Here is a 22,512-nt window from a genome sequence, read left to right on the forward strand (position 1 = left end):
TACCGCGGCCCAGCACTATCCGACTGCTCCCCGGGCGCGCGCAGCTGCTCGCGAGAGCACCACCTGCGAAGTCGGCCGAGTAAGCGGTGGCAGAGTACCGATGTGCCTACGAACCGATCGACGACCACCGGATCCCTGCTCACCGCGCTGTGCCCGGAGCTCCGGACGGCGCTGACCAGGGTCGGCTACGACGCCGACACTCTGCTGGAGGTACTCGGCGAGGACGTGCACGCGGCACTGGGCCGATCGGAACCGGTCCCGGTGCGCCGTGCCGCGCGCGACGCCGGAGAACTGGGCACGCTCATCCGGTTGCTGCTACTCGGCGACGCACTGCCCGAACGCGATGTCGCGGCCGCACTGCTGCCGGTAGATATCGACCGGGCGGTGGCGGCGGGCCTGCTCGACCGGGACGGCGACACCGTCCGCGCCGCGCTCGACCTGCGTCCCCTCGATGCCGGAGCGGGCACCCGCTGGATCCTGTCCGATCTCGACGACTCGATGCACCGGCGCACCCTCACCGAAGAACACGTGCTCGGTGTCGGCCACGCCTCCCTCTCCCTGCTGCGCGCCACCCCGACCCGCAAGGTCGGCTCGGTGCTCGACCTCGGCACCGGCTGCGGCGTGCAAGCCGTGCACGCCGCCTCCTACGCGAGCCAGGTGACCGCCACCGACGTGAACACCCGCGCGCTGTGGCTCGCCGAAGCCACCGCCGCACTCAACGGACTCGATATCGAACTGCTCGAAGGCTCTTGGTTCGAACCGGTCGTGGGCCGCCGCTTCGACCAGGTGGTGGCGAACCCGCCGTTCGTCGTGGGTCCCGCCCGGATCGAGCACACCTACCGCGATTCCGGGCTCGCCCTCGACGGCGCCAGCGAATTGGTAATCGGACAGGCTGCGGACCTGCTCGCCCCCGGCGGCACCGCCGCGATGCTGGCCGCCTGGGTGCATGTGGACGGCGAGGATTGGCGGCACCGGGTGTCGTCGTGGCTGCCCGCGCACGGCGTCGACGCCTGGGTGGTGCAGCGCGACGTCGCCGACCCCGCCCTCTATGTCGGCACCTGGCTGCGGGACGCGGGCCTCGACCCGCGCGACCCGGCCGCGCAGGCCCGCGCCGAGCAGTGGCTCGACGCCTTCACCGCGGCCGACGTCGAGGGCATCGGCTTCGGCTTCGTCTATCTGCGCGCCATCGACGCCCCGACCGAACTGCTCGCCGAGGATCTCACGCACGGCTTCGACGACCCGCTCGGCGACGAGGCGACCCGCTACTTCGAGCGTTCGGCCTGGCTGCGCGCCGTGGCCGGTGACGAAAAACTGGCCTGGACTTCACGTTTCGTGGTGGACCCGGCAACCGCGCTGGAACGCGTCGCGCTGCCCGGCCCGGACGGCTGGGCCGAGCAGGTCGCGCGGGTGCACCGCGGTGACGGGCCGCGCTGGCAGCACGAGGTGGACGAGACAACCATCTCGCTGCTGGCGGGAATGCGCGCGGACGGCCTGCCGTTGTACGAACTGATCGAACTGCTGGCGGTTGCCCACGGATCTGCCGAAGTGACCACGGAGTCGCGGCCGAAGCGTTGTCCGTGGTGGCCGGACTGGTCCGCCACGGATTGGTGCGGCCCGTGTAAATCCGGCGATCGCGGGTAGGTCGGTGCAGGCACCGGACAGCAGGCGTTCCACCGCTGGGAGCTTCTCAGGAACTTCTCAGACGAGAGTGAGGAAAACCGCACGTCAAAGCGGTTTATCTGAGCCACGACGGGGAACTTTATCTCTGTCGGGTCCGTTGTTCGGAGTGAGACACCACCGACAGGAGGCAAGTCATGACAAGCCCCGCCACCACTCGTGTGCGCATCAGCGATTCGGACCTCGACGCCCAGAGCCCCGCAGCCGATCTGGTACGCGTGTACCTGAATGGAATCGGCCGCACTGCGCTGCTCACGGCCGCCGACGAGGTCGAATTGGCCAAGCGTATCGAGGCGGGCCTCTATGCCCAGCACCTGCTGGAGACCGGCAAACGTCTGTCGGCCACCCGCAAGCGTGATCTGGCCCTCATCGTTCGCGAAGGCCAGGCCGCACGGTCGCACCTGCTGGAAGCCAACCTCCGCCTCGTGGTCTCCCTCGCCAAGCGCTACACCGGCCGCGGCATGCCGCTGCTGGATCTCATCCAGGAAGGCAACCTGGGTCTGATCCGCGCCATGGAGAAGTTCGACTACGCCAAGGGCTTCAAGTTCTCCACCTACGCCACCTGGTGGATCCGGCAAGCCATCACCCGTGGCATGGCCGATCAGAGCCGCACCATCCGGCTGCCCGTCCACCTGGTCGAACAGGTGAACAAGCTGGCCAGGATCAAGCGGGAACTGCACCAGCAGCTCGGCCGCGAGGCCACCGACGCGGAACTGGCGAACGAGTCCGGCATCCCGGTCGAGAAGATCTCCGATCTGCTCGATCACAGCCGCGACCCGGTCAGCCTGGACATGCCGGTCGGCAACGACGAAGAGGCCCCGCTCGGCGACTTCATCGAAGACTCCGAGGCCACCTCCGCCGAGTCCGCGGTGATCGCTGGACTGCTGCACCACGATGTGCGCAGCGTCCTCGCCACCCTCGACGAGCGCGAGCAGCAGGTCATCCGCCTGCGCTTCGGTCTCGACGACGGCCAGCCGCGCACCCTCGACCAGATCGGCAAGCTCTTCGGGCTCTCCCGCGAGCGCGTCCGCCAGATCGAGCGCGAGGTCATGTCGAAGCTGCGCAAGGGCGAGCGGGCCGACCGTCTCCGCGCCTACGCCAGCTGACCCCCGTGCCGGAACCTTCCGGCCCCATAACGACGCCGGGCTCCCCGAGACCGGCCCGGCGTCCAGACCTGGTGACCCTCGCCGGTCACCTGCCAACGCCGGCCGGTGCCGCGTATCTCCGCCCCCTCCGGGATAGCGCGAGCCGGTCGGCGTGAATTGTGCCGGGCCGTCCAATTCTGTGACGGCCCAACGACTCCCGGCAGCCGCTCAGCTGCTGGATGCGTCAACCTTCCGATAGTGCTCTGCCAGCGCGCCGAACGCTGCCTTGGGCTCCCAGGGCATCTCCGGGTAGACCTGCCCGAGGCCGGCATCCAGGACTTTGACAATGCCGTAGCTGGCCAAGTCCAAGTCGTTCCTCGGGTCGCCGTCGGGACGGTGCACATGGTCGTAGAGCGCGAAGAGGAACACGAAAGCGGCATCGACACCCTCGGCGTCGAAGATCTCCAGGAGTTCCCGCACGTACGCCGCCTGACCCGCCTCGTCGCGCGCGTAAACGCCGTTCAGTCGCACCGGGCCCTTGGCGTCGTACTCGACGATCTCCAGTCCCTGTGCGCCACGGTCGCCCGCGCCGCGGTAAGTGGCCGCACCGAACTCCGTGATCGCCAGCGGCTTTCCCTGCGCCACCAGCGCACGCACGCCGGCAGTGAACTGGTCGGCGACCGCAGCCGAGCGGTAGAGGTCCACCGAGACGATGTCGAACAGGTCCCAGTCGACGCGGTCGAGCGGGATCGACGCATAGGTGACCTTGCCGCCGAAATGCGTGCGAACAACCGAAACCGCTGTGCGGAGGACGTCGTTGACGCGTTCGCCGACCTCGCTGATCCGCTCGTTCCTGCCGTCCGGCCGCAGTAATACCTCCAAGCGTTCCTCGACCGTGTCGCCGGGCAGGAAGCCTTTGTTCATCAGGCTCAGTTCCGCGCCGGTCACGAAGACCACGTCGGCTCCACGTTTTCTGAGCCGCTCCGCGCGCACAGCGCAGTCCGTGAACAGCGCCAGCATGTCGTCGGCCGACAGTTCCAGCGGGTAGGGCGAGAACCACACGGCCAAGCCGAGATCGGCGGCACATGACGCGACCAGTTCCAGGCGGTCGGGGTCACCGCCGATCACCCGGACGGCGTTGCAGTGCAGATCGTCGCGGATGATGCGCAGCTCGCGCTCGACCATCGCCGGATCGAACAGTTTGCGTGAGGACGCTCCGTTCCGCAGGAAACCGGTGTCGTAGCTGATGCCTTTGAGTCGCACGGCGAATCACTTCCTTCATTTAGGGTACTTGACGTACCTTAAATCTCGCGGCGCTTGCCACGCAACAGTCGATATAAGGTACTTTCGGTTCCCAACTACCAGTTCGAGCAGCGGGGGATGTGATGAAGCCGGAAGCGGGGCCGACACGGCGACGCGGGGCCGACCTGGAGGATGCGATCCTGCGGGCCGCCGCCGACGAACTCATCGAATCCGGGTACGCCGGCCTGACCATGGACAAGGTGGCGACCCGCGCGGGCACCAACAAGAACGCGCTGTATCGCCGCTGGCCGAACCGGCTCGCCCTCGGCATCGCCGCCTATCGACAGCTGACCACGACGGTCCGGCCCCCCGACACCGGCGAGTTGCGCGGCGACGTCCTCGAGTTACTGCGCCGCGCCAACCGCCACTGGAGTTCGCCACTAGGCGCGATCCTTCGCGAACTCATGGCAGCCGCCGGTGGCGCCGCCGAACTCCTCGCACAGCTGCCCGATCAGTCCGTCGACGCCACCGCGCCCCTCTGGCTCACCGTGCTGGGCCGCGCGGTCGCCCGCGGCGAATGCGCCCCCGAAGCCCTGCGCCCCCGCGTCGCCACCGTAGCAATCGTCTTGCTACGCAACGAGTTCGTCACCCGAGGCCTCCCCACCGCCCCCGACGACGTCCTCATCGAAATCGTCGACGAGGTCTACCTCCCCCTGATCCGCCACCGCGGCCCCACCCCCTCTTGACCGGACCGGATTCCGGCACGCCCACAACCACTTTCCCAGTCGGCCACGCAGCAACGGCGGCGAAACGGCTCGCGACCGGTCGGCCATGGATGTGCGTGCCAGGACCCAGCGGGTCAGCCGAGGCGGCGGGGGCCTGTGTCGAAGCGGCTTGGTTCGGGGCCGATTCGGCCGCGGGCGTAGAGGATTTCGGCGGAGTTGGTGGAGGCCAGGACGGGGTCGAAGGAGAGTTCGCGCATGTGGGGGAGGTCGTCGAAGAGGGCTGAGATGCGTTGGGCGAGTTCGGCTAGGGCGGCCTTGTCTACGCGGGGGCTGGCGGGGGTGCCGGAGAGCAGGGGGGCTGCGCGGGGGGCGTCGATCAGGGCGGTTGCCTCGTCGGCGGTGAGGGGTAGGGCTCGGTAGGCGCGGTCGCCGAGGAGTTCGATGATCAGGCCGGAGAGGCCGAATTCGATGACCGAGCCGAAGGACGGGTCATCCTGGACGCGCAGGACGCAGCCGACGCCCTTGGTGGCCATCTTCTGGATGTGCAGCACCGGGTCGCCACACAGTTCGACCAGGTCCGCGTACGCCTGCCGCACCGCTTCGGGGCGCCACAGGTCCAGCCGGACACCGGTGAGATCCGGTCGGCGGCGCCACAATTCGCCGGTCGCCTTGGCCGCGACGGGGTAGCCGAGTTCTTCGGCCGCGGCGACCGCCTCGTCGGCGCTGCGCACCTCGCGGAACTCCACCACCGAAATGCCGTAGCAGCCGAGCAGTTCGACGGTTTCCAGGTCGGTGAGCCGGCGGCCGCCTGATTCGGCCATCCACTGCGCCACCAGCGTGCGCGCCCGTTCGGTGTCGATCCCGTCCGGGCGCATCACCTGCGACACCGGTCTGGTTCGCCACTCCGCATAGCGACGGACCCGAGCCAGCGCCCGTGCGGCGCGCTCCGGGTCGGGATACGAAGGAATCGATCCGCGGACGGCCGTCGCACCCGCGCCGCGGACCGCCAACAGATGCGGAATGCCCTGTTCGGCAATGAAAGTGGTCAGAATCGGTTTGCCCGAGTCAGGGACCGCCGCCGCGGCCTCGCGGATGGCATCGGCGAAACCGGCCATCGGCAGCGGGACCGGTGGCGCGAAAACCACTAGCACCGAGTCGATGTCCGTCGATTGCAGCGCCGCCACCGTCGCGTCGAAGTAGGCGCCTGGAGTCGCCTGCGGTCCCAGGTTCACCGGGTCGCCGACCGTTAGCCCCTCGCTCTGCGCGGCATCGACGGCCAGCCAGTTCAGCGCCGCACTGTTGCCGACCACCGCCAACCGGGAGCCGCCGGGGAGCGGCTGATAGCCGAGCAGTGCGGCGCAGTCGAACAGCTCCGAGATGGAGTCGACCTGCACGATTCCCGCCTGCGCGAACAGGTCTCGCACGATCGAGCGGTCCATATCGCCCGCCGGTTGAGCGGCGTGGCGACCGCTACTCACCGCGACGATCGGTTTGGTCCTGGCCACGCGGCGCGCGATCCGGGAGAACTTGCGCGGGTTACCGAAACTCTCGAGGTAGAGCAGCACGACGTCGGTATCCGGGTCGGTGTCCCAGTATTGGAGCAGGTCGTTGCCGGACACGTCGGCGCGGTCGCCGGCCGACACGAATGTCGACAGTCCCAGATTCCTGGCCGCGGCCTCACCGAGGATGGCCGCCCCCAACGGCCCGGACTGACAGAAGAATCCGATCCGCCCGCGGCTGGGCAGCACCGACGCCAGCGTCGCGTTGAGCGCCACGTCGGGATCGGTGTTCACGATGCCGAGCGCGCTCGGCCCGACGACCCGCATCCCGTGTCCCCGTGCGGCGGCGACCAATTCCTGCTCGGCTGTCCCGCCCGCGACACCGGTCGTGTCGAAGCCGGCGGTGAGCACCACAAGCCCTTTGACGCCCTTGGCCATACAGTCGTCCAGCACCGAGCCGATCGCCTCCGGCGGCACCGCGACCACCGCGAGGTCGACCTCGTCGGGGATCTCCCGCACCGTCGCGTAGGCCCGCACCCCGCGCACCGAGCGCCGATTCGGGTTCACCGGGAACACCGGACCTTGGAACACACCGGACAGCAGGTTGTTCAGCACCGCGCCGCCCACCCGGCCGGTGCTCGGTGTCGCGCCGATCACCGCGACCGATCGCGGGGTGAGCAGATTGCCCACGCTGCGCGCCTCGGAGGCCCGCTCGCGCGAATCCCGTACGGAGAGCAGGGCTTCGGTGGGGTCGATGGCGAACTCCAGGTGCAGCACCGACCCGTCCCTGCTGCGCTCCACCTGATAGCCCGCGTCCCGGAAGACCGTCACCATGGTGGTGTTCTCCGCGAGCACCTCGGCGACGAAGGTCTCGATCTTGTTCTCGGCGGCGGCACCGGCCAAGTGCTCCAACAGGATCGAGCCGAGCCCACGGCCTTGATGCGCGTCGGCCACCACGAACGCGACCTCCGCGGACCGCCGCCCGTCCCGGTCCAGCAGTTCATACCGGCCCACCGCGACGATCGCGGTGCCGAGCACCAGCACCAGGCCGACCCGGTCGTGATAGTCGACATGGGTGGTCCGGTACAGATCCTTCGGCGAGATCCGCGGGTACGGCCCGAAATAACGCAGATACCTGGTGCGATCGGACAGCGCGGCGTGGAACTCCTGCATCGCCTCGGCGTCGTCCGGCGTGATCGGCCGCAGCCGGACCACGCCGCCGTCGGAGGCGAGCACGTCGGCGAACCAGTGCTGCGGCGGCGGAGGCGGGACCGCCGGTGTGTCCGGAGTGTCTACGGGGTCAGTCACGAGGGTCCTCCGGGTCCAGGCCGAGCAGCCCGAAAGTCGCTCGGCGGGTGGCCAGCACGGCCGTGTCGATGGCGCGTTGGGCGCGGTCGAAGCGCGCGTCCCCAGTCTCCCCCGTGCCGCCAGGGCCATCCCACGGGCGGTAGGCGATGTCGCCGCCGTCACCCATGGTGCGCGGCGGTTCGACCTTCGGCGCCGCCGCGCGAACCTGGTCGATCCACTGCTGGGGGATCTCGGTCTCCGGTGCGATGGCGCGGTCGAGCGCGGTGGCCAGCAGGTGCGTCCATGCCCGCGGCACCACCCGGATCAGCCCGTAACCGCCACCTCCGACGGCGAGCCAGCGCCCTTCGGCGTACTGGTCGGCCAGGTCGCGCATGGCGCGGAAGGCGGCGCGCTGGCCGTCCACGGTGAGTTCCAGATCAGCCAGGGGGTCCTCCCGGTGGGTGTCCACCCCGCATTGGCTGACCACGATCTGCGGGCGGAACGCCGCCACCGCACCGGGCACGACCGCGTGAAAACCGCGCAACCACTGGGCGTCTCGGGTGCCGGGCAGCAGCGGCAGATTGATCGCGCTCCCCTCGGCGGCGCCCGCGCCCGTCTCCTCGGGCCAGCCGGTGTTCGGCCAGAGGGTCGCCGGGTGCTGGTGTAGCGAAACAGTGAGCACCCGCGGGTCGGCGTAGAACGCGCGCTGCACCCCGTCACCGTGGTGCACGTCGACATCGAGGTAGACGATGCGGTCGAAGCCGTGATCCAGCAGCCAGGAGATGGCCACCGCCGCATCGTTGTACACGCAGAACCCGGATGCCGAGTCCGCCATCGCGTGGTGCATGCCGCCGCCGATACTCACCGCACGCCTGGTCCGGCCCTCGGCGATCTCCTTTGCCGCGGCCAGTGTGCCGCCGACGATCACCGAGGCCGCCTGATGCATGCCAGGGAACACCGGGTTGTCCGGTGACCCCAGACCGAACGGCGGGGCCTGCGGCGAACCGGCGGGCGCCGTGACGTGCTCGACCGCGTCGATGTACTCGGCGGTGTGGATGCGCAACAAGTCGGCGCGATCGGCCGCTGCGGGTGCCAATAGCTCGACACCGTCGAGTAATCCGAGACTTTCGGCGAGCGCCATGGTGAACTTCAGGCGCGCAGGTTTCATCGGATGCTGCGGAGTCCAGGTGTAGTCGAGAAACCGGTCGGTCCACACGACAGTTCCTGGGCTGCGCTGTTCGCCGGGTGGCGCCGGACGTTCGCCGCGCGGTGCAGTGGCCATGCTCGCAACGCTACGCGGGAAGGTACGGACCCTGTCGAACGTTGGTATGCAGTAGAAATACAGATAAGTGCGATCGCGGCGGCTAGCCGTGCGCCGAACGGAATCCCGCATTGCCGCCGACCATGCGGCGCGACGCCGTCCGGCGCAGGGCCGTGTCGGTGTGCGTAGGTAGAATTCGTGCCGACGAAGGGGTAACTGGTGAAAGATCTGGTCGACACCACGGAGATGTATCTCCGTACCATCTACGACCTCGAGGAGGAGGGCGTGGTGCCCCTGCGTGCTCGCATCGCCGAGCGCCTCGAACAGAGTGGACCGACGGTGAGCCAAACTGTCGCTCGGATGGAGCGCGACGGTTTGCTGCTGGTCGCCGGAGACCGTCATCTCGAACTGACCGAGAAGGGCCGCAGCATGGCGGTCGCCGTGATGCGCAAGCACCGGCTCGCCGAACGACTGCTCGTCGACATCATCGGCCTGGACTGGCAGAACGTGCACGCCGAGGCCTGCCGCTGGGAACACGTGATGAGCGAGGACGTCGAACGGCGTCTGGTCGAGGTGCTCAACCACCCGACCACCTCCCCCTACGGCAACCCGATCCCCGGCCTGGACGAGCTGGGCATCGCGCCGCCGGCCTCCGCCGAGGAAACCTTGGTTCGGCTCTCGGATCTGCCGCAGGGTCAGGTGCACGCCGTGGTCGTGCGCAGGCTGGCCGAGCACATCCAGACCGACCCCGAGGTCATCGGTCAGCTGCGTGAGGCGGGCGTGGTGCCCGACGCGCGCGTGACCGTCGAGAACAAGCCGGGCTCGGTGGTCATCACCGTGCCGGGCCACGACGGGTTCGAGCTGTCCGACGAGATGGCGCACGCCGTCCAGGTCAAGCTGGTCTGACGCGTGAAACTTCTGGTCACCGGTGGTGCCGGGTACGTCGGCGGGGTCTGCGCGCAGGTGCTGCTCGAAGCAGGTCATGAGGTCGTCGTGGTCGACGACCTGTCCACCGGCAATGCCGAGGGCGTCCCGCCCGCCGCTCGCTTCGTCGAGGGCGATATCGCGCAGGCCGCGACCGCCCTGCTCGGGGCCGAATCCTTCGACGGCGTCCTGCATTTCGCGGCGCAATCGCTGGTCGGCGAGTCGGTGCAGCAGCCGGAGAAGTACTGGCACGGCAATGTGGTGAAGACCTTCGAACTGCTCGAGGCGATGCGCAAGGCGGGCACGCCACGACTGGTCTTCTCCTCCACCGCAGCCGTCTACGGCGAACCAGAACAGGTCCCGATCACCGAGGACGCGCCGACCCGGCCCACCAACCCGTACGGTGCGTCGAAGCTCGCCATCGATCACGCCATCACCTCCTACTCGATCGCGCACGGACTGGCGGCGACCAGCCTGCGCTACTTCAATGTCGCCGGCGCCTACGGTGGCCTCGGCGAAAACCGCGTGGTGGAAACACATCTCATTCCGCTGGTGCTGCAGGTCGCGCTCGGACATCGCAAGGCGATCTCCGTCTTCGGCACCGACTGGCCGACTCCGGACGGCACCGCCGTGCGCGACTACATCCACATCCGCGACCTCGCCGAGGCTCACCTGCTGGCCCTGGCCACCTCCGAGCCGGGCACCCACCGCATCTACAACCTCGGTAGCGGCACCGGATTCTCGGTCCGCGAAGTGATTTCGGCGTGCGAACGGGTCACGGGCCTGCCCATCGCGGCCCAGGACGCCCCCCGCCGACCGGGCGACCCGGCGACCCTCATCGCCTCCAGCGAGCGGGCCATCGCCGACCTCGGCTGGCACCCGGAGCACAACGATCTCGACGAAATCGTTTCCGACGCCTGGGATTTCCTCCAGTCCCTCGGTTCCCGCGCGCACAGCGCTCGCTGAGCACCCGCGTCCCGCATCGACCGGGGCAGCACGGCCGTCCACCTCCGCCGAGCTGCCCCGGTCGTCTGCTTCGTACCCGCGGGACCCAAAGGATCGACTGTCGCCGAGCACTGGTCCGCGCCCGGTGGGTCGTCCACGCCGCTGTTCATCGTGTGCCCTTCGCGGACACAACCGGCGTAGCGGCCCGCGACGGTGCCGACCCGCGAGCCAACTCGGTGACCGCTGGAGACCGACAGCACAACCCCGTATCGGGCTGGGGCTTCACGGGGCCGGAGAACCCAGATCGATACCGAGGTCCGCAGCCGTGTCGTAACCGCTGCGGGCCAAGCGACGCAGTTGGTCGGGACGCATACCGAGGTGCAATGAGGTCTCCAACAGTGTCGCCAAAGGGTGATCGGGGTCGGCATCCAACGCGGCGTCCAGTGCGATGCCGGCGAGTGGTCCGTCGCCGCGCACATAGGCGCTGTACCCGAGCAGTGCTGCCGCTTCGGCTCGATCGCGACCGGTCAAGGCGCGGGTCAGGGCCGCCCACAAACCCTCGGCGGCGACGGCGTGATCGCCGACGGCCAAGGCGAACATGGTGTCGCGGACCGCTCGATCCCGCAGGGCCGCAGCGAGTTCCGCGATCTCGGGCACCATGAGTTGCCCACCGGATTCGGTGTTCGCGATCTGCCACAGCACATAGTCGAGCGCTTCCCTGCTGTAGGAGCTCGGATCACCGCGCCGCACCGCCCGCGCATACCGATCACGAGCCACGGCGACCGCACTGTCCAACAGCGACGCCACCTGATCTTGCAACTCGACGTCCTCCACCACCATCGCCGTCAGTTCCGCTCTGGAGCCGCGCACGTGCTTGCCGTCGAGCACGTTCGACAGCGCGACCACCGAGGTCGCCGGATCCGGCAGCGCCCCACGCCGATCCGGGCCGAGCAAGCTCCACCAGCCTTCCTCGGGCTCGATCGCACACACCGCCCACGCGCCGGCCAGCGCGATATCGTGCGCGGCGAGCCGCCGGTCCAGCGCGTCGATCAACACCTCGAATCGCCCGGTGCCGCAATGCTCCCCGATCTCCGAGCGGTGCTCCGTGGGTTCCACGGCCCGATCATCGACCACCACCGCCAGCACCTCGGCCACGTCATCGTGCGCGCAGATCTGCATCACACATTTCGCCACCATCCCGGCCCGCAGCCTGCGCCGCCCACCGTCCTGGTCCAGATCGAACCGCACCACCGCGTCGATGATCGCCCCGCCGCCGCGCCCCGGCGCCGACCGCAACACCAGCACAACCAGCGACCGCTCCGGTGGAAACCCGATCATCGCCGGCACCGCCGCGATCAACTCCCCCGGCTCATCCACGTGCACAGCACTATCCGGCACGTCCGCCTCGAACGGTGGCGCCTGATCGGCACACACCACCATCCGCCCGTGCTCGGCCAGCTCGAACACGTCCCCCTCGTTCAGCGCGCCGAACCCGGCATCCAGCGAATCGCCGATCCGCTCGATCTCCGCATCGAACAGGGACGCACCGGCCTGATCGATATCCGCAGCGAGCACTGCATCTTCCGCTCGTACGGGGTCACCCCGTCGCACTGTGTCGTCTGTCCGGCCGGGATTTACGCCGAGCACGGCCGCCCCGGTCAGGTCGATATCAGCGGGGAGCGTGGCGTCTTCCGCCCGCGCAGCACTTTCCAACCACGCAGCGTCCGCCCGCACATCGGCTTCCGGTCGCACGTTGTCTTCAGGTCGCACAGTGGCACCCGCCCGCCCAGCGTCGCGGACTCGCTCGATGGCTTCCCCCAGCACTGTTGTGACATCCGGATCTGTATCAGAGGTGAGCACGACGCCGCCCAGTCGTACGGTGTCGTCGGGCTGACTGCCATCGTCGGAAGAAGTACTGCCAACGGGGTTCTCGCTACCGTCGAATCGCCCGTCACCGTCCGCCCGCTCCGTACCGTCCTCCTCCTTCTCACCTCCCGGCCGAAGAAACTCGCACGATCGCATCGCCGCAGCGAGACTCACGGGCGCTCGGGAACTGGATTTGCCGCGCAGCAGCGACGGACGCGCACAGAAAAGCTCATCGCCGGTCGCCCCGGCATCGCTGTGCTCGGAATCGGCCTGTGCCGCAGCACGACCGGTGGGTCGAGGGTTCGAGGGAGTGGTCATGGCGTCGAGACTGCCCGCCACCCGCACCGAGCACGCCACGCTGACCAGCCGGTTCAGTCACCCTGGGGAATTCCCCCGCGCTGTGGACAACTCAACCGCGGCGGCCCGTCACCACCACTCACCTGTCCGCGAGAACTGCTATCGTCCCGCGCCGGCTACCCGCCGCACCGCCGTGGTGAACAGCTCGTCCACCGCCGCCACATCCGGCTCGGCCCCGGAAAAAGACATATACGTCACAGTGATTCGCACATCGCCGACCTGCCCGACCGCCGTCCGCATCGTCTCGGTCAACCCGGCCCCACCGACATCCGGAGTCACCGTCCGCCGCAATGCCAGCGCATCGTCCGCTTCGATCGACGGCGCGGGCACGAGCTCGGTCGCCACGGTCGTCAGCGCCCCACCCCGGCTGACCCGCACCGACGCACACTGTTTCAGCTGGCTGCGCAGCGCGGCGAGCGGCTGCTCGGTCCGCGTCAATTCCAGCGTCAGGGTGGCGCGCGTGGCATCGTCGGTACCGACGGCGATCTCAGTCTTGTTGGCCCCGAACACCTGCTGCGGCGGCGTACATCCCTCCGGCTGCACCCGCGCACCCCGTCCGGCTCCGGTCAGATCCCCGGCCGCTTGCGCCGCCGCTTCGGGCGGCAGTACCACCGCCGGATACCTGGCCGGAAACTGCGCCGGTTCGACCAGCAAAGCCGACAGCGCGGCACCCACATGCCGCGTCACCACCGTCTGCTCGACCGCGACCGGATGACCGGCCACCGTCGCCCCACACCCGGCGAGCAACCCCGCACACGCCGCGGCCATGGCGAAGCTCACCCCCCTGCGCGCCGAATCCGCCACAGTCACCCGACCCACTGTGCCAAACTCCCGGTGCCCACCCGCCTCGCCACGCCGCCCCACCGGGAATGCGCGGGGCGCCGATGCTGTTGGCTCGTCGTATGGGTCGGTGTCCTGCCCGTGCTCGGTGACAGTCACCGGCATGGGGGACAATGGACATGGTCCCCGTCTCGGACGCCGCTCGTCTCGAACGACTCAGGTGTCGAACGCCCGAGCAGCAGCCGTGCCGGCGGACCCGCGCAGGAAGGAGTACGCGATGGACCACGAGTCGCGAATGTACGAACTGGAGTTCCCAGCTCCGCAGCTGTCGTCCGACGACGGCGCGGGTCCGGTCCTGGTGCACGGACTGGAAGGTTTCACCGATGCGGGGCATGCGGTGCGGCTGGCCACCACGCACCTGCGCGAGAGCCTCGAAAGCGAACTGGTCGCCTCGTTCGATGTGGACGAGCTGCTCGACTACCGCTCGCGGCGCCCGCTCATGACGTTCAAGACCGACCACTTCTCCGAGTACGCCGAGCCCGAGCTCAACCTCTGGGCCCTGCGTGACACGGCGGGTACCCCGTTCCTGCTGCTCGCGGGCATCGAGCCGGACCTGCGCTGGGAGAAGTTCACCACCGCGGTCCGCCTGCTCGCCGAGCAGCTCGGCGTGCGGCGCAGCATCGGCCTCAGCGCCATCCCGATGGCGATCCCGCACACCCGTCCGCTCGGCGTGACCGCGCATTCCTCGGACCGCGATCTCATCCCCGAGCATCAGCGCTGGCCCGGTGAGTTGCAGGTGCCCGGCAGCGCGTCCTCGCTGCTGGAATACCGGATGTCCCAACACGGTCACGAGTCGGTCGGCTTCTCCGTGCATGTGCCGCACTACCTCGCGCAGACCGCCTACCCCGAGGCCGCGCAGACCCTGCTGGAGAACGTCGCCGACAACGCGGGCCTCGACATCCCGCTCGCCGCACTCGGCGAGGCGGCGGCCAGGGTGCGCGAACAGGTCAACGAGCACATCGCCGGAAACTCCGAGGTGGAGACCGTCGTGCACGCGCTGGAGCGCCAGTACGACAGCTTCGTCACCGCTCAGGAACGCCAGTCGAGCCTGCTCGTCGGTGACGGCGAACTGCCCAGCGGCGACGAACTCGGCGCGGAATTCGAGCGCTTCCTCGCCGAGCAAGGCGGCTACGAGGGCGAGGAAGGCCCGGAACCGGGCGAACAGCGGTAGCAAGCCCGTATGCGGCAGCCCGTAGGGTGTTCGGAGTGGATCTGACCGAGCTGCTGGAGATACCGGGAACCGACGCCGACGCGCTGTACGAGTCCTTCGGGGCGTGGGCGGCCGAGCAAGGCACCCCGCTGTATCCGGCGCAGGACGAGGCGCTGATGGAGTTGGCGTCGGGATCCAATGTCATCCTCGCGACGCCGACGGGCTCCGGTAAGTCCCTGGTAGCGGTCGGCGCCCACCTCATCGCGCTGGCCCAGGGCAAACGCACCTACTACACCGCGCCGATCAAAGCGCTGGTCAGCGAGAAATTCTTCGCCCTGTGCGAGGTTTTCGGCGCTGACCGCGTAGGCATGGTCACCGGCGACGCCGCGGTCAACGCCGACGCACCGATCATCTGCGCCACCGCGGAAATCCTCGCGAACCTCGCCCTGCGCGAGGGTTCGGCGGCCGATGTCGGCCAGGTCGTGATGGACGAATTCCACTTCTACGCCGACCCCGACCGCGGCTGGGCCTGGCAGGTCCCGCTGCTGGAACTCCCCCGCGCCCAGTTCCTGCTGATGTCCGCCACCCTCGGCGAGGTCGACTTCTTCGCCAAGGACATGGAACGCCGCACCGGCCGACCCTCAGCGATCGTCGCAGGCACCGAACGTCCGGTGCCGCTGACCTTCTCGTACGCGCGCACCCCCATCACCGAGACCCTGGAAGAGCTCGTCACCACCCACCAGGCCCCGGTCTACGTGGTGCATTTCACGCAGGCCGCCGCCCTCGAACGGGCCCAGGCCCTGACCAGCGTGAATTTCGCCACCCGCGCCGAGAAGGACGCGATCGCCACGGCACTGGGCGAATTCCGCTTCGCTTCCGGCTTCGGCAAGACGCTGTCGCGGCTGATCCGCCACGGTATCGGCGTGCACCACGCGGGCATGCTGCCGAAATACCGCCGCCTGGTCGAACGACTGGCCCAAGAGGGCTTGCTGAAGGTGGTCTGCGGCACCGATACCCTCGGCGTCGGCATCAATGTCCCCATCCGCACCGTGCTGCTGACCGGCCTGACCAAGTACGACGGCGTGCGCACGCGCAGGCTGAAAGCCCGTGAGTTCCACCAGATCTCGGGTCGGGCGGGCCGGGCGGGGTACGACACCATGGGCACGGTCGTCGTGCAAGCACCGGAGCACGAAGTGGAGAACACCCGCCTGCTCGCGAAGGCGGGCGACGACCCGAAGAAGCAGCGAAAGGTGGTGCGGCGCAAGCCACCCGAGGGTTTCGTCTCGTGGAGCGAGGAGACCTTCGACCGTCTCGTCACCGCCCAGCCGGAGCCGATGGTGTCGCGCTTCAATGTGACGAACTCCATGCTGCTCAACGTGATTGCCCGTCCGGGCAACTGCTTCGACGCCATGCGCCACCTGCTCGAGGACAATCACGAGCCGCGCCCCGCCCAGCGCAAACACATCCTGCGCGCCATCCGCCTCTACCGCGCGCTGCGCGACGCCGGAGTGGTCCAGCAGCTCGACGAACCCGACGCGCAGGGCCGCCGCGCCCGCCTCACCGTCGACCTGCAACGCGACTTCGCCCTCGACCAGCCGCTGTCGCCGTTCGCGCTGGCCGCCTTCGAGCTGCTCGACAAAGACGCGCCCGGCTATACCCTCGATGTGGTGTCCCTCATCGAATCGACCCTGGAGGATCCGCGCCAGCTGCTGATGGCTCAGCAGCACAAGGCGCGCGGCGTGGCGATCAATGAGATGAAGGCCGACGGCATCGAGTACGACGAGCGGATGGAGCTGCTCGAAGAGGTCACCTGGCCCAAACCGCTCGCCGAGCTGATCGAGCCCGCCTTCGAGACCTACCGCGCCGGGCACCCATGGGTGTCGGAGTTCGCGCCGTCACCCAAGTCGGTGGTGCGCGACATGATCGAACGGTCGATGACCTTCGCCGAGCTGATCTCGCACTACGAACTGGCCCGCTCCGAGGGCGTGGTGCTGCGCTATCTCGCGGATGCTTACCGCGCGCTGCGCCGCACCGTGCCGGACGCCGCGCGCACCGAGGAACTCGACGACATCACCGAGTGGCTCGGCGAACTGGTCCGCCAGGTCGACTCCAGCCTGCTCGACGAGTGGGAGCAGCTCACCAACCCCGGCGCGGAGATCGACGCCGACCAGCTCGCCTTCGGCGCCGAGACGGTGCGCCCCATCTCCGCCAACGAGCGCGCGTTCCGGGTGATGATCCGCAACGCCATGTTCCGCAGGGTCGAGCTGGCCGCGCTGCGCCGCTGGGACGCGCTGGCCGAGATGGGCATCGGACCGGATTGGGAGACCGAACTGGCCCCCTACTTCGCCGAGTACGAGCGCATCGGCATCGGTCAGGACGCGCGCGGACCGCAACTGTTCCAGATCGAACGAAGACCCGGATTCTGGCAGGTGCGCCAGGTCCTCGACGACCCGGCGGGCGACCACGGCTGGTCGATCGTCGGCGTGGTGGACCTGGCCGAGTCCGATGCCGCCGGTGAGGTCGTCTTCGATGAAATCACGGTGTCCGCAGGCTGACCCCGCACCGCCGCTCCACCCGAAATCTACAGAATCCATACAGGTCACCGCCCTCTTCGCGCCCGTATTCTGGTGCGGTCCGGGGGTGCTACCGACGCGAGGTTTGACGGATTCGTTTCTGGGTAGGGGCCGCTGATACTCTCTCCGCTGCTGCCAAGCGAAAGATCAACTATGCCCGAATCACCGTTCCTTGTCATCTATCCCGAGCGAGTGCGCGAGAACTACAGCGCACTCCATGCCGTCATGCCCGCGGCAAGGATTCGCTTCGCGGTCAAGGCAAGTCCGGTGCCGGAGATCATTCGAGCACTCGACGAGGAAGGCGCCGAGTTCGATGTCGCCAGCATCGGCGAGATCGAGCTGTGCCTCGCGCTCGGTGTCGAACCGGACACACTCTGCTACGGCAATCCGATCAAGAAGGCCGCCGACATCGCCCGCGCCTACGCGCTGGGGGTACGCCGGTACGCCTTCGACACCGAGGACGATCTGCTGCGCATCGTCGAGCACGCGCCGGGCTCGGAGGTCGAATGCCGCTTCCTGGCTTCGGCGCCGGAGTCGCGCACGCCGTTCGGCGCCAAGTTCGGCTGCACGCCGGGCGAGGCGTTCCGGCTGCTGGTGCGGGCCCGCGATCTGGGGTTGATCGTCGGCGGGCCGTACTTCCACGTCGGGTCCCAGCAGCTCGATCCGGACGCGTGGCGGATCGGCATCGAGCAGGCGGGCCGGATCGTGGAAGCGTTGGCCGACAAGGACATTCACGTCCGATCCGTGAATATCGGTGGCGGACTGCCGATCACGTACGCCGACCCGGCGCCCGCGTTGCCCGAGATCGCGGCGGTGGTCGACGCCGCCGTGACCGAATTCCTGCCCGAGACCGCCGGATTGGTGGTCGAACCCGGCCGCGCACTGGTCGGTTCGGCGGGCATCATCCATGCCGAAGTCGTGGGCGTGCGCGTCGCGCCGGACGGCCGACGCTGGGTGTATCTCGACATCGGCCGCTACAACGGAATGGCCGAGACAGAGAACGAGTACATCGCCTATCGGTTCCGCACGGACCGGGACGGCGACCCCGTCGACGAGGCGGTGGTGGCCGGTCCGACCTGCGACGGAGACGATGTACTGTATCAACGCACGCGAGTCCTCCTACCGACCACGTTGCGAGCCGGTGATCGCATTCAGATCCTCGACACCGGCGCCTATACCGCGAGCTATTCGTCGGTGTCCTTCAATGGTTTTCCGCCCTTGACCGTTCATGTCTCGGGCGCTGAACCTACCCGCCCCGCCGGCTTCGCCGGCTGCCATCCCCCTAGGCGAGAGTGAGTATGCCATGACGGCGGATTTCACCGGCTGGCATGTGCTGGCCGAGTTCGGTGGTGTCGACGCGACCCTTTGCGACGACCTCGAACGCCTCGAATCGGCGTTGCGTGAGTCTTTGATCGCGGCGGGCGTCACCATCTGCGATGTCGTACACAAGAAGTTCGATCCGCAGGGGGTGACTGTCCTCGCGCTGTTGTCGGAGTCTCACGCCTCGATTCACACCTATCCAGAGTCCGGCGACATCTTTGTCGACGTCTTCACCTGCGGCAGTATCGGCGCCGGCGCGTCGAAGGCCGTCGAACTGTTGCGAGACAAGTTGTCTCCCAAGGATGTTCGCATGCAGGTCATCCGCCGAGGGCACGGCTCGCAGCGGATCGAGGAGCCGGTGGGCGCGGGCCTGACCCGCATCTGGGATCTGCACGAAGTGATCGTGGACACCCGTACTCCGTTCCAGCACATGGTGATCGCGCGCACCGAGCAGGGCATCAGCCTGTTCTCCGACGACGATCGCCAGTCCACGGAGTTCTCCCAGCTGACCTACCACGAGGCGATGATGGTTCCGGCCTTCGCGCTGGCCGCGAAGCTGGACAAGGTGCTCATCATCGGCTCCGGTGAGGGTGTGGCCAGTCAGATGTCGGTCGCCGCGGGCGCGACGCTGGTCGACCACGTCGACATCGATCAGCTCGAGGTCGAGCTGTGCGCCGAGCACCTGCCCTACGGCTACACCAGCGCCGACCTGGCCGCCGCCGTCAAGGGCGAAGGCCCGATCAAGGTGCACTACGCCGACGGCTGGGACTTCCTCGCCAAGGCCGCCGAGGCCGGGACCCGCTACGACGTCATCGTGATCGACCTGCCCGACGAGCGGGTCGAGGACGCGCAGCACAACCGCCTCTACGAGTCGGAGTTCCTGTCCCGATGTCGGGCCCTGCTCGCTCCCGGCGGCGTGCTGAGCGCGCAGGCCGGTTGCGCGACCATGTGGCGCAACGAGACATTGAAGCGGTCCTGGAATCGGTTCCACGAACAGTTCGGCACCGTCGTGCAGTACGGCAGCGACGAACACGAGTGGACCTTCCTGTTCGGCACGAACGAGCAGCTGGCCGATCCGGTGCAGACCATGACCGACCGTCTGCCCACCCTGCCCTACCACCCCGAAACCGTCGACGCGCGAGCACTCGTGCGCGGCGCGATCGAACCCCACGCCCTGCGCGTGTAGAACACCCCCGAAACGCACCGGGCCCCAGTTCCACTGGGACCCGGTGCGTTTCGGCGTTCAACGTGACGTACGTTGCATGCTCTTGACGTAGGTTGCAGCATGCGTCACGAGCACCTTCCATGCGTCAAGTCGCCTGGGCCTTGTGATGTTGTGGTCAGGTGCGGTTGCGGTATTCCTCGACGTTCAGGCCGCCTACGCCCCAGTTGGTGAGGTCTACCTCATCGATGACCACGTAGGTGGTTTCCGGGTCCTTGTCGAGGACGGTGTGGAGTAGGTCGGTGACGCCTTTGATCAAGAGCGCCTTCTGTTCTCGGGTGACGCCTTCGTTGGTGACCTTGATGTTCACGTAGGGCATCAGGCTGACCTTCCGGAGATGAAACCGCCGTCGATGGGGAGGATGTGGCCGGTGGTGAATTCGGCGTCGGCGAGATAGAGGACGGCGGCGGTGGTTTCGGATACCTCGCCGATGCGGTTCAGCAAAGCTAGTCGGGCGGAGGCGGTTTCGTCGCCGGTGCCGAACAGTGGGGTGCGGATGATGCCGGGGGCGACGGCGTTGACGCGGATGCCGTCGGCGGCGAGTTCGGCGGCGAGGCTGGTGGTCAGTGCGTGTACACCGCCCTTGCTGACCAGTGCTGCGGAGGCGGGTAGGTCGGCGAGGGCGTGGTCGACCAGCACCGTGCCGATGTTCACGATGCTGCCGCCGGTCGCCTGCCGCTGCAGCTGACGCACCACCGCCTGCGTGGTGAAGTAGGTGCCCTTCAGGTTGCCGTTCACGAAGCTGTCGAGGTCCTCCTCGGTGACGTCCACGAACGGTTTGGCGCCGAAGATGCCCGCGCTGTTGACCAGCACCTGCACACCGCCGAACCGTTCGACGGCAGTTCGTACCAGCTCTGAACCCGTTGCGGGAGAACCGATATCGCCCGCGAAGGTAGCCACTTGCTCCGGCGCACCGAGCTCCGCAGCCACGTCGGCGAGCTTGGCTGAGTCGCGGCCGTTGAGCACCACGTTGTCCCCGCGCGCCACGAAGGCACGGGCGACATCACGCCCGATCCCACTGGAGGATCCGGTCACGATCACCGTTTTCGTCATGTTCTCCTTCTTCCTTGAATACGACCGGTCGTCTTGGAATGTGCACAACGACCCGAAGCCTCGAATTAAATCTCTGATGAATGCCCTGGTTCAGGGCCGAAAATAGTCGTCCAGCAGACGATCCAAACACTTCTGCAGCGGTTCCAGCGTCCGATCGATCTTCATCCGGATCACCGCCCCCTCCCACGACTCCAGCAGCAGGTCAGCCAGGTCGGTCGCGTCGATATCGCTCCGAATCATCCCCAGCCCCTGCGCTTCTCGCAGCTGCTCCGCCACCCGATCCCGCCAAGCCCCCCAAGCCTTCGACAACGACTCCCGAAGCAGCTCACTACCTTCCAGCTCCCCACCCAAATTCGCGATCAAACACCCCCCGGTGAACTCCGCCTCGACGAACTCCGCCATCAACCGTCCGAAAAACGCCCGCAACCCACTCACCGGATCCGCCGCCGCCCCGAACGCCGCACTCAAATTCCGCTGCACGCACAGCGAATGATGCTCGATCACCGCCCGCCCAAAACTCTCCTTGCTATCGAAGTAGTTATAGAACGACCCCTTAGGCACCCCCACCTTGTCCAGCACCTGCTTGATCCCGGTCCCGTGATACCCACTCGCCAAAAACCCAGCCGCCCCCTCCTCCACCAAAAGCTGCCGAGTATCCCCACTCCGTCGCGGTCGCGCCATTCCCCGAATATACGACCGGTCGTCTACTAACGCAAATCCGGCTGGACGCATCATCAGGCGGAAGCCGCCATCGCGAAACCCGTTGCTCCGACTCCGCACTGGCGGCAACATCATGGGTGGGCCGGATGCCCGATGAGCGACCATGCAACGAGGACAGAGGGACGGGCGGATGGACGAGGTTTCTTCGGGCGTCAATACAGACGTGGGTCAGCTTCTGGCCGAGGAGATTCGGCGAGGCGTTGCCGAGGCCGAGGCAGGTTCGACGGTGGATCTGGGCGACTTCACACAGTTCCTCCGGGACATGCCGAAGTAGACCGTGTCGCTATAGCTGTTGGCGCCATTCGAGGCAGTGGGCTGCAAATTGGGTTAGGTGGGTGGTGGCGAAGGGTTGGGGGTGCCAATCGTTTTGGGTGACAGTGGATGTCCAGATATAGGTCCAGACCGGGGCGGTGGAGTCGGCTAACTGGATTGTGCGGAGGTCGTATTCGGTGTCTTCGAAGGCGTCGAGGATTTCCCACTCCGCTGCGGTGAGACCGCTGAGTACGGTGCCGTGGGCGAGGCCGTTCGGGGCTGGGACCAGGCCGGGATATAGGCGGTCGGTGAGGGTTGCGACTCGCCAGCCTGGTGCGGTGGCGGGTTGCAGTGGTGGGACGCGACCGATCAGGACCTCTAGTACCTCTGGAAATTGGAGCGTTCCGTAGACGAACAACTCGTGCTGCTGTCCAGCGTGTTGAGCAAGCCGGCTGGCATTTGGTGGTAACGAGTCCATCCGCATCCCTCTCATATCCGCGACATCCGGCTCACT

General features: G+C 67.8%; 18 protein-coding genes and 1 pseudogene. 10 read left to right on the forward strand and 9 right to left on the reverse strand.

Annotated features, from left to right (window positions below):
• The first annotated feature begins 102 nt into the window (after nucleotides 1–102).
• Both IBX18_RS24530 and IBX18_RS24535 read left to right on the forward strand, forming a co-directional pair.
• A pseudogene (locus tag IBX18_RS24530) lies at nucleotides 103–1,622 on the forward strand (methyltransferase).
• Between the two features lie 192 nt (nucleotides 1,623–1,814).
• On the forward strand, nucleotides 1,815–2,783 hold the full coding sequence (locus IBX18_RS24535) for a sigma-70 family RNA polymerase sigma factor (RefSeq protein WP_040736879.1): 969 nt from the start codon (nucleotides 1,815–1,817) through the stop codon (nucleotides 2,781–2,783).
• A gap of 207 nt (nucleotides 2,784–2,990) precedes the next feature.
• On the opposite strand, the gene IBX18_RS24540 is transcribed toward IBX18_RS24535, so the two are convergent.
• Entirely contained in the window at nucleotides 2,991–4,025 is a 1,035-nt protein-coding gene (locus IBX18_RS24540) for a hypothetical protein (RefSeq protein WP_194835859.1), read from the reverse strand.
• 122 nt (nucleotides 4,026–4,147) lie between these two features.
• Between IBX18_RS24540 and IBX18_RS24545 the strand changes: the two genes are divergently transcribed.
• A complete protein-coding gene (locus tag IBX18_RS24545) occupies nucleotides 4,148–4,750 on the forward strand; it encodes a TetR/AcrR family transcriptional regulator (protein WP_194836009.1) in 603 nt (200 codons plus the stop codon).
• A gap of 113 nt (nucleotides 4,751–4,863) precedes the next feature.
• Here the strand turns inward: IBX18_RS24545 and IBX18_RS24550 are convergent, their stop codons facing one another.
• Together IBX18_RS24550 and IBX18_RS24555 are read right to left on the reverse strand one after the other, a co-directional pair.
• Nucleotides 4,864–7,536, reverse strand: coding sequence for a GNAT family N-acetyltransferase (locus IBX18_RS24550; RefSeq protein ID WP_194835860.1), 2,673 nt, complete (start codon nucleotides 7,534–7,536; stop codon nucleotides 4,864–4,866).
• Entirely contained in the window at nucleotides 7,529–8,797 is a 1,269-nt protein-coding gene (locus IBX18_RS24555) for an acetoin utilization protein AcuC (RefSeq protein ID WP_194835861.1), read from the reverse strand. The genes IBX18_RS24550 and IBX18_RS24555 overlap by 8 nt, the downstream gene beginning before the upstream one ends.
• A 198-nt stretch (nucleotides 8,798–8,995) precedes the next feature.
• Here IBX18_RS24555 and IBX18_RS24560 point away from each other — a divergent pair, with 198 nt between their 5' ends.
• Both IBX18_RS24560 and galE read left to right on the forward strand, forming a co-directional pair.
• On the forward strand, nucleotides 8,996–9,682 hold the full coding sequence (locus IBX18_RS24560; protein WP_194835862.1) for a metal-dependent transcriptional regulator: 687 nt from the start codon (nucleotides 8,996–8,998) through the stop codon (nucleotides 9,680–9,682).
• 3 nt (nucleotides 9,683–9,685) lie between these two features.
• On the forward strand, nucleotides 9,686–10,666 hold the full coding sequence (gene galE / locus IBX18_RS24565) for a UDP-glucose 4-epimerase GalE (protein WP_194835863.1): 981 nt from the start codon (nucleotides 9,686–9,688) through the stop codon (nucleotides 10,664–10,666).
• Nucleotides 10,667–10,927: 261 nt separating this feature from the next.
• Here the strand turns inward: galE and IBX18_RS42280 are convergent, their stop codons facing one another.
• Both IBX18_RS42280 and IBX18_RS24575 read right to left on the reverse strand, forming a co-directional pair.
• Complete coding sequence (locus IBX18_RS42280; RefSeq protein WP_228541640.1) at nucleotides 10,928–12,829, reverse strand: DUF4192 domain-containing protein; 1,902 nt, start codon at nucleotides 12,827–12,829, stop codon at nucleotides 10,928–10,930.
• Between the two features lie 138 nt (nucleotides 12,830–12,967).
• Complete coding sequence (locus tag IBX18_RS24575) at nucleotides 12,968–13,678, reverse strand: sensor domain-containing protein (protein WP_306796387.1); 711 nt, start codon at nucleotides 13,676–13,678, stop codon at nucleotides 12,968–12,970.
• Nucleotides 13,679–13,925: 247 nt separating this feature from the next.
• Here IBX18_RS24575 and IBX18_RS24580 point away from each other — a divergent pair, with 247 nt between their 5' ends.
• From IBX18_RS24580 to speD, 4 genes are all read left to right on the forward strand, one after another.
• Nucleotides 13,926–14,879, forward strand: a complete 954-nt coding sequence (locus IBX18_RS24580) for a proteasome assembly chaperone family protein (RefSeq protein WP_194835864.1) — start codon at nucleotides 13,926–13,928, stop codon at nucleotides 14,877–14,879.
• A gap of 35 nt (nucleotides 14,880–14,914) precedes the next feature.
• Nucleotides 14,915–17,413, forward strand: a complete 2,499-nt coding sequence (locus IBX18_RS24585; protein WP_194835865.1) for an RNA helicase — start codon at nucleotides 14,915–14,917, stop codon at nucleotides 17,411–17,413.
• Nucleotides 17,414–17,584: 171 nt separating this feature from the next.
• Nucleotides 17,585–18,727 carry a type III PLP-dependent enzyme gene (locus tag IBX18_RS24590; protein ID WP_194835866.1) on the forward strand — a complete coding sequence of 381 codons (1,143 nt, stop codon included), beginning with the start codon at nucleotides 17,585–17,587 and terminating at the stop codon, nucleotides 18,725–18,727.
• Nucleotides 18,728–18,734: 7 nt separating this feature from the next.
• Complete coding sequence (gene speD / locus IBX18_RS24595; RefSeq protein ID WP_194835867.1) at nucleotides 18,735–19,937, forward strand: adenosylmethionine decarboxylase; 1,203 nt, start codon at nucleotides 18,735–18,737, stop codon at nucleotides 19,935–19,937.
• A gap of 154 nt (nucleotides 19,938–20,091) precedes the next feature.
• Here speD and IBX18_RS24600 read toward each other — a convergent pair whose 3' ends face one another.
• The 3 genes from IBX18_RS24600 to IBX18_RS24610 all read right to left on the reverse strand — a co-directional run bounded on the left by IBX18_RS24600 (nucleotide 20,092) and on the right by IBX18_RS24610 (nucleotide 21,761).
• Complete coding sequence (locus tag IBX18_RS24600; protein WP_194835868.1) at nucleotides 20,092–20,292, reverse strand: 4-oxalocrotonate tautomerase family protein; 201 nt, start codon at nucleotides 20,290–20,292, stop codon at nucleotides 20,092–20,094.
• Entirely contained in the window at nucleotides 20,292–21,026 is a 735-nt protein-coding gene (locus IBX18_RS24605) for an SDR family NAD(P)-dependent oxidoreductase (RefSeq protein WP_194835869.1), read from the reverse strand. Before IBX18_RS24605 ends, IBX18_RS24600 begins: the two co-directional genes overlap by 1 nt.
• A 90-nt stretch (nucleotides 21,027–21,116) precedes the next feature.
• Entirely contained in the window at nucleotides 21,117–21,761 is a 645-nt protein-coding gene (locus IBX18_RS24610; RefSeq protein WP_306796402.1) for a TetR/AcrR family transcriptional regulator, read from the reverse strand.
• A gap of 115 nt (nucleotides 21,762–21,876) precedes the next feature.
• On the opposite strand from IBX18_RS24610, the gene IBX18_RS24615 reads away from it, so the two are divergent.
• The gene (locus IBX18_RS24615; RefSeq protein ID WP_194835871.1) at nucleotides 21,877–22,020 is read left to right on the forward strand and encodes a hypothetical protein; all 144 of its coding nucleotides are present in this window, start codon (nucleotides 21,877–21,879) and stop codon (nucleotides 22,018–22,020) included.
• A 9-nt stretch (nucleotides 22,021–22,029) separates the two neighbouring features.
• Here the strand turns inward: IBX18_RS24615 and IBX18_RS43475 are convergent, their stop codons facing one another.
• A complete protein-coding gene (locus tag IBX18_RS43475) occupies nucleotides 22,030–22,491 on the reverse strand; it encodes a gamma-glutamylcyclotransferase family protein (RefSeq protein ID WP_194835872.1) in 462 nt (153 codons plus the stop codon).
• Nucleotides 22,492–22,512 lie beyond the last annotated feature (21 nt).

Origin of the sequence: Nocardia sp. XZ_19_369 (assembly GCF_015355715.1) — a bacterium.
In the GTDB taxonomy this organism is placed as follows: Bacteria; Actinomycetota; Actinomycetes; order Mycobacteriales; family Mycobacteriaceae; genus Nocardia.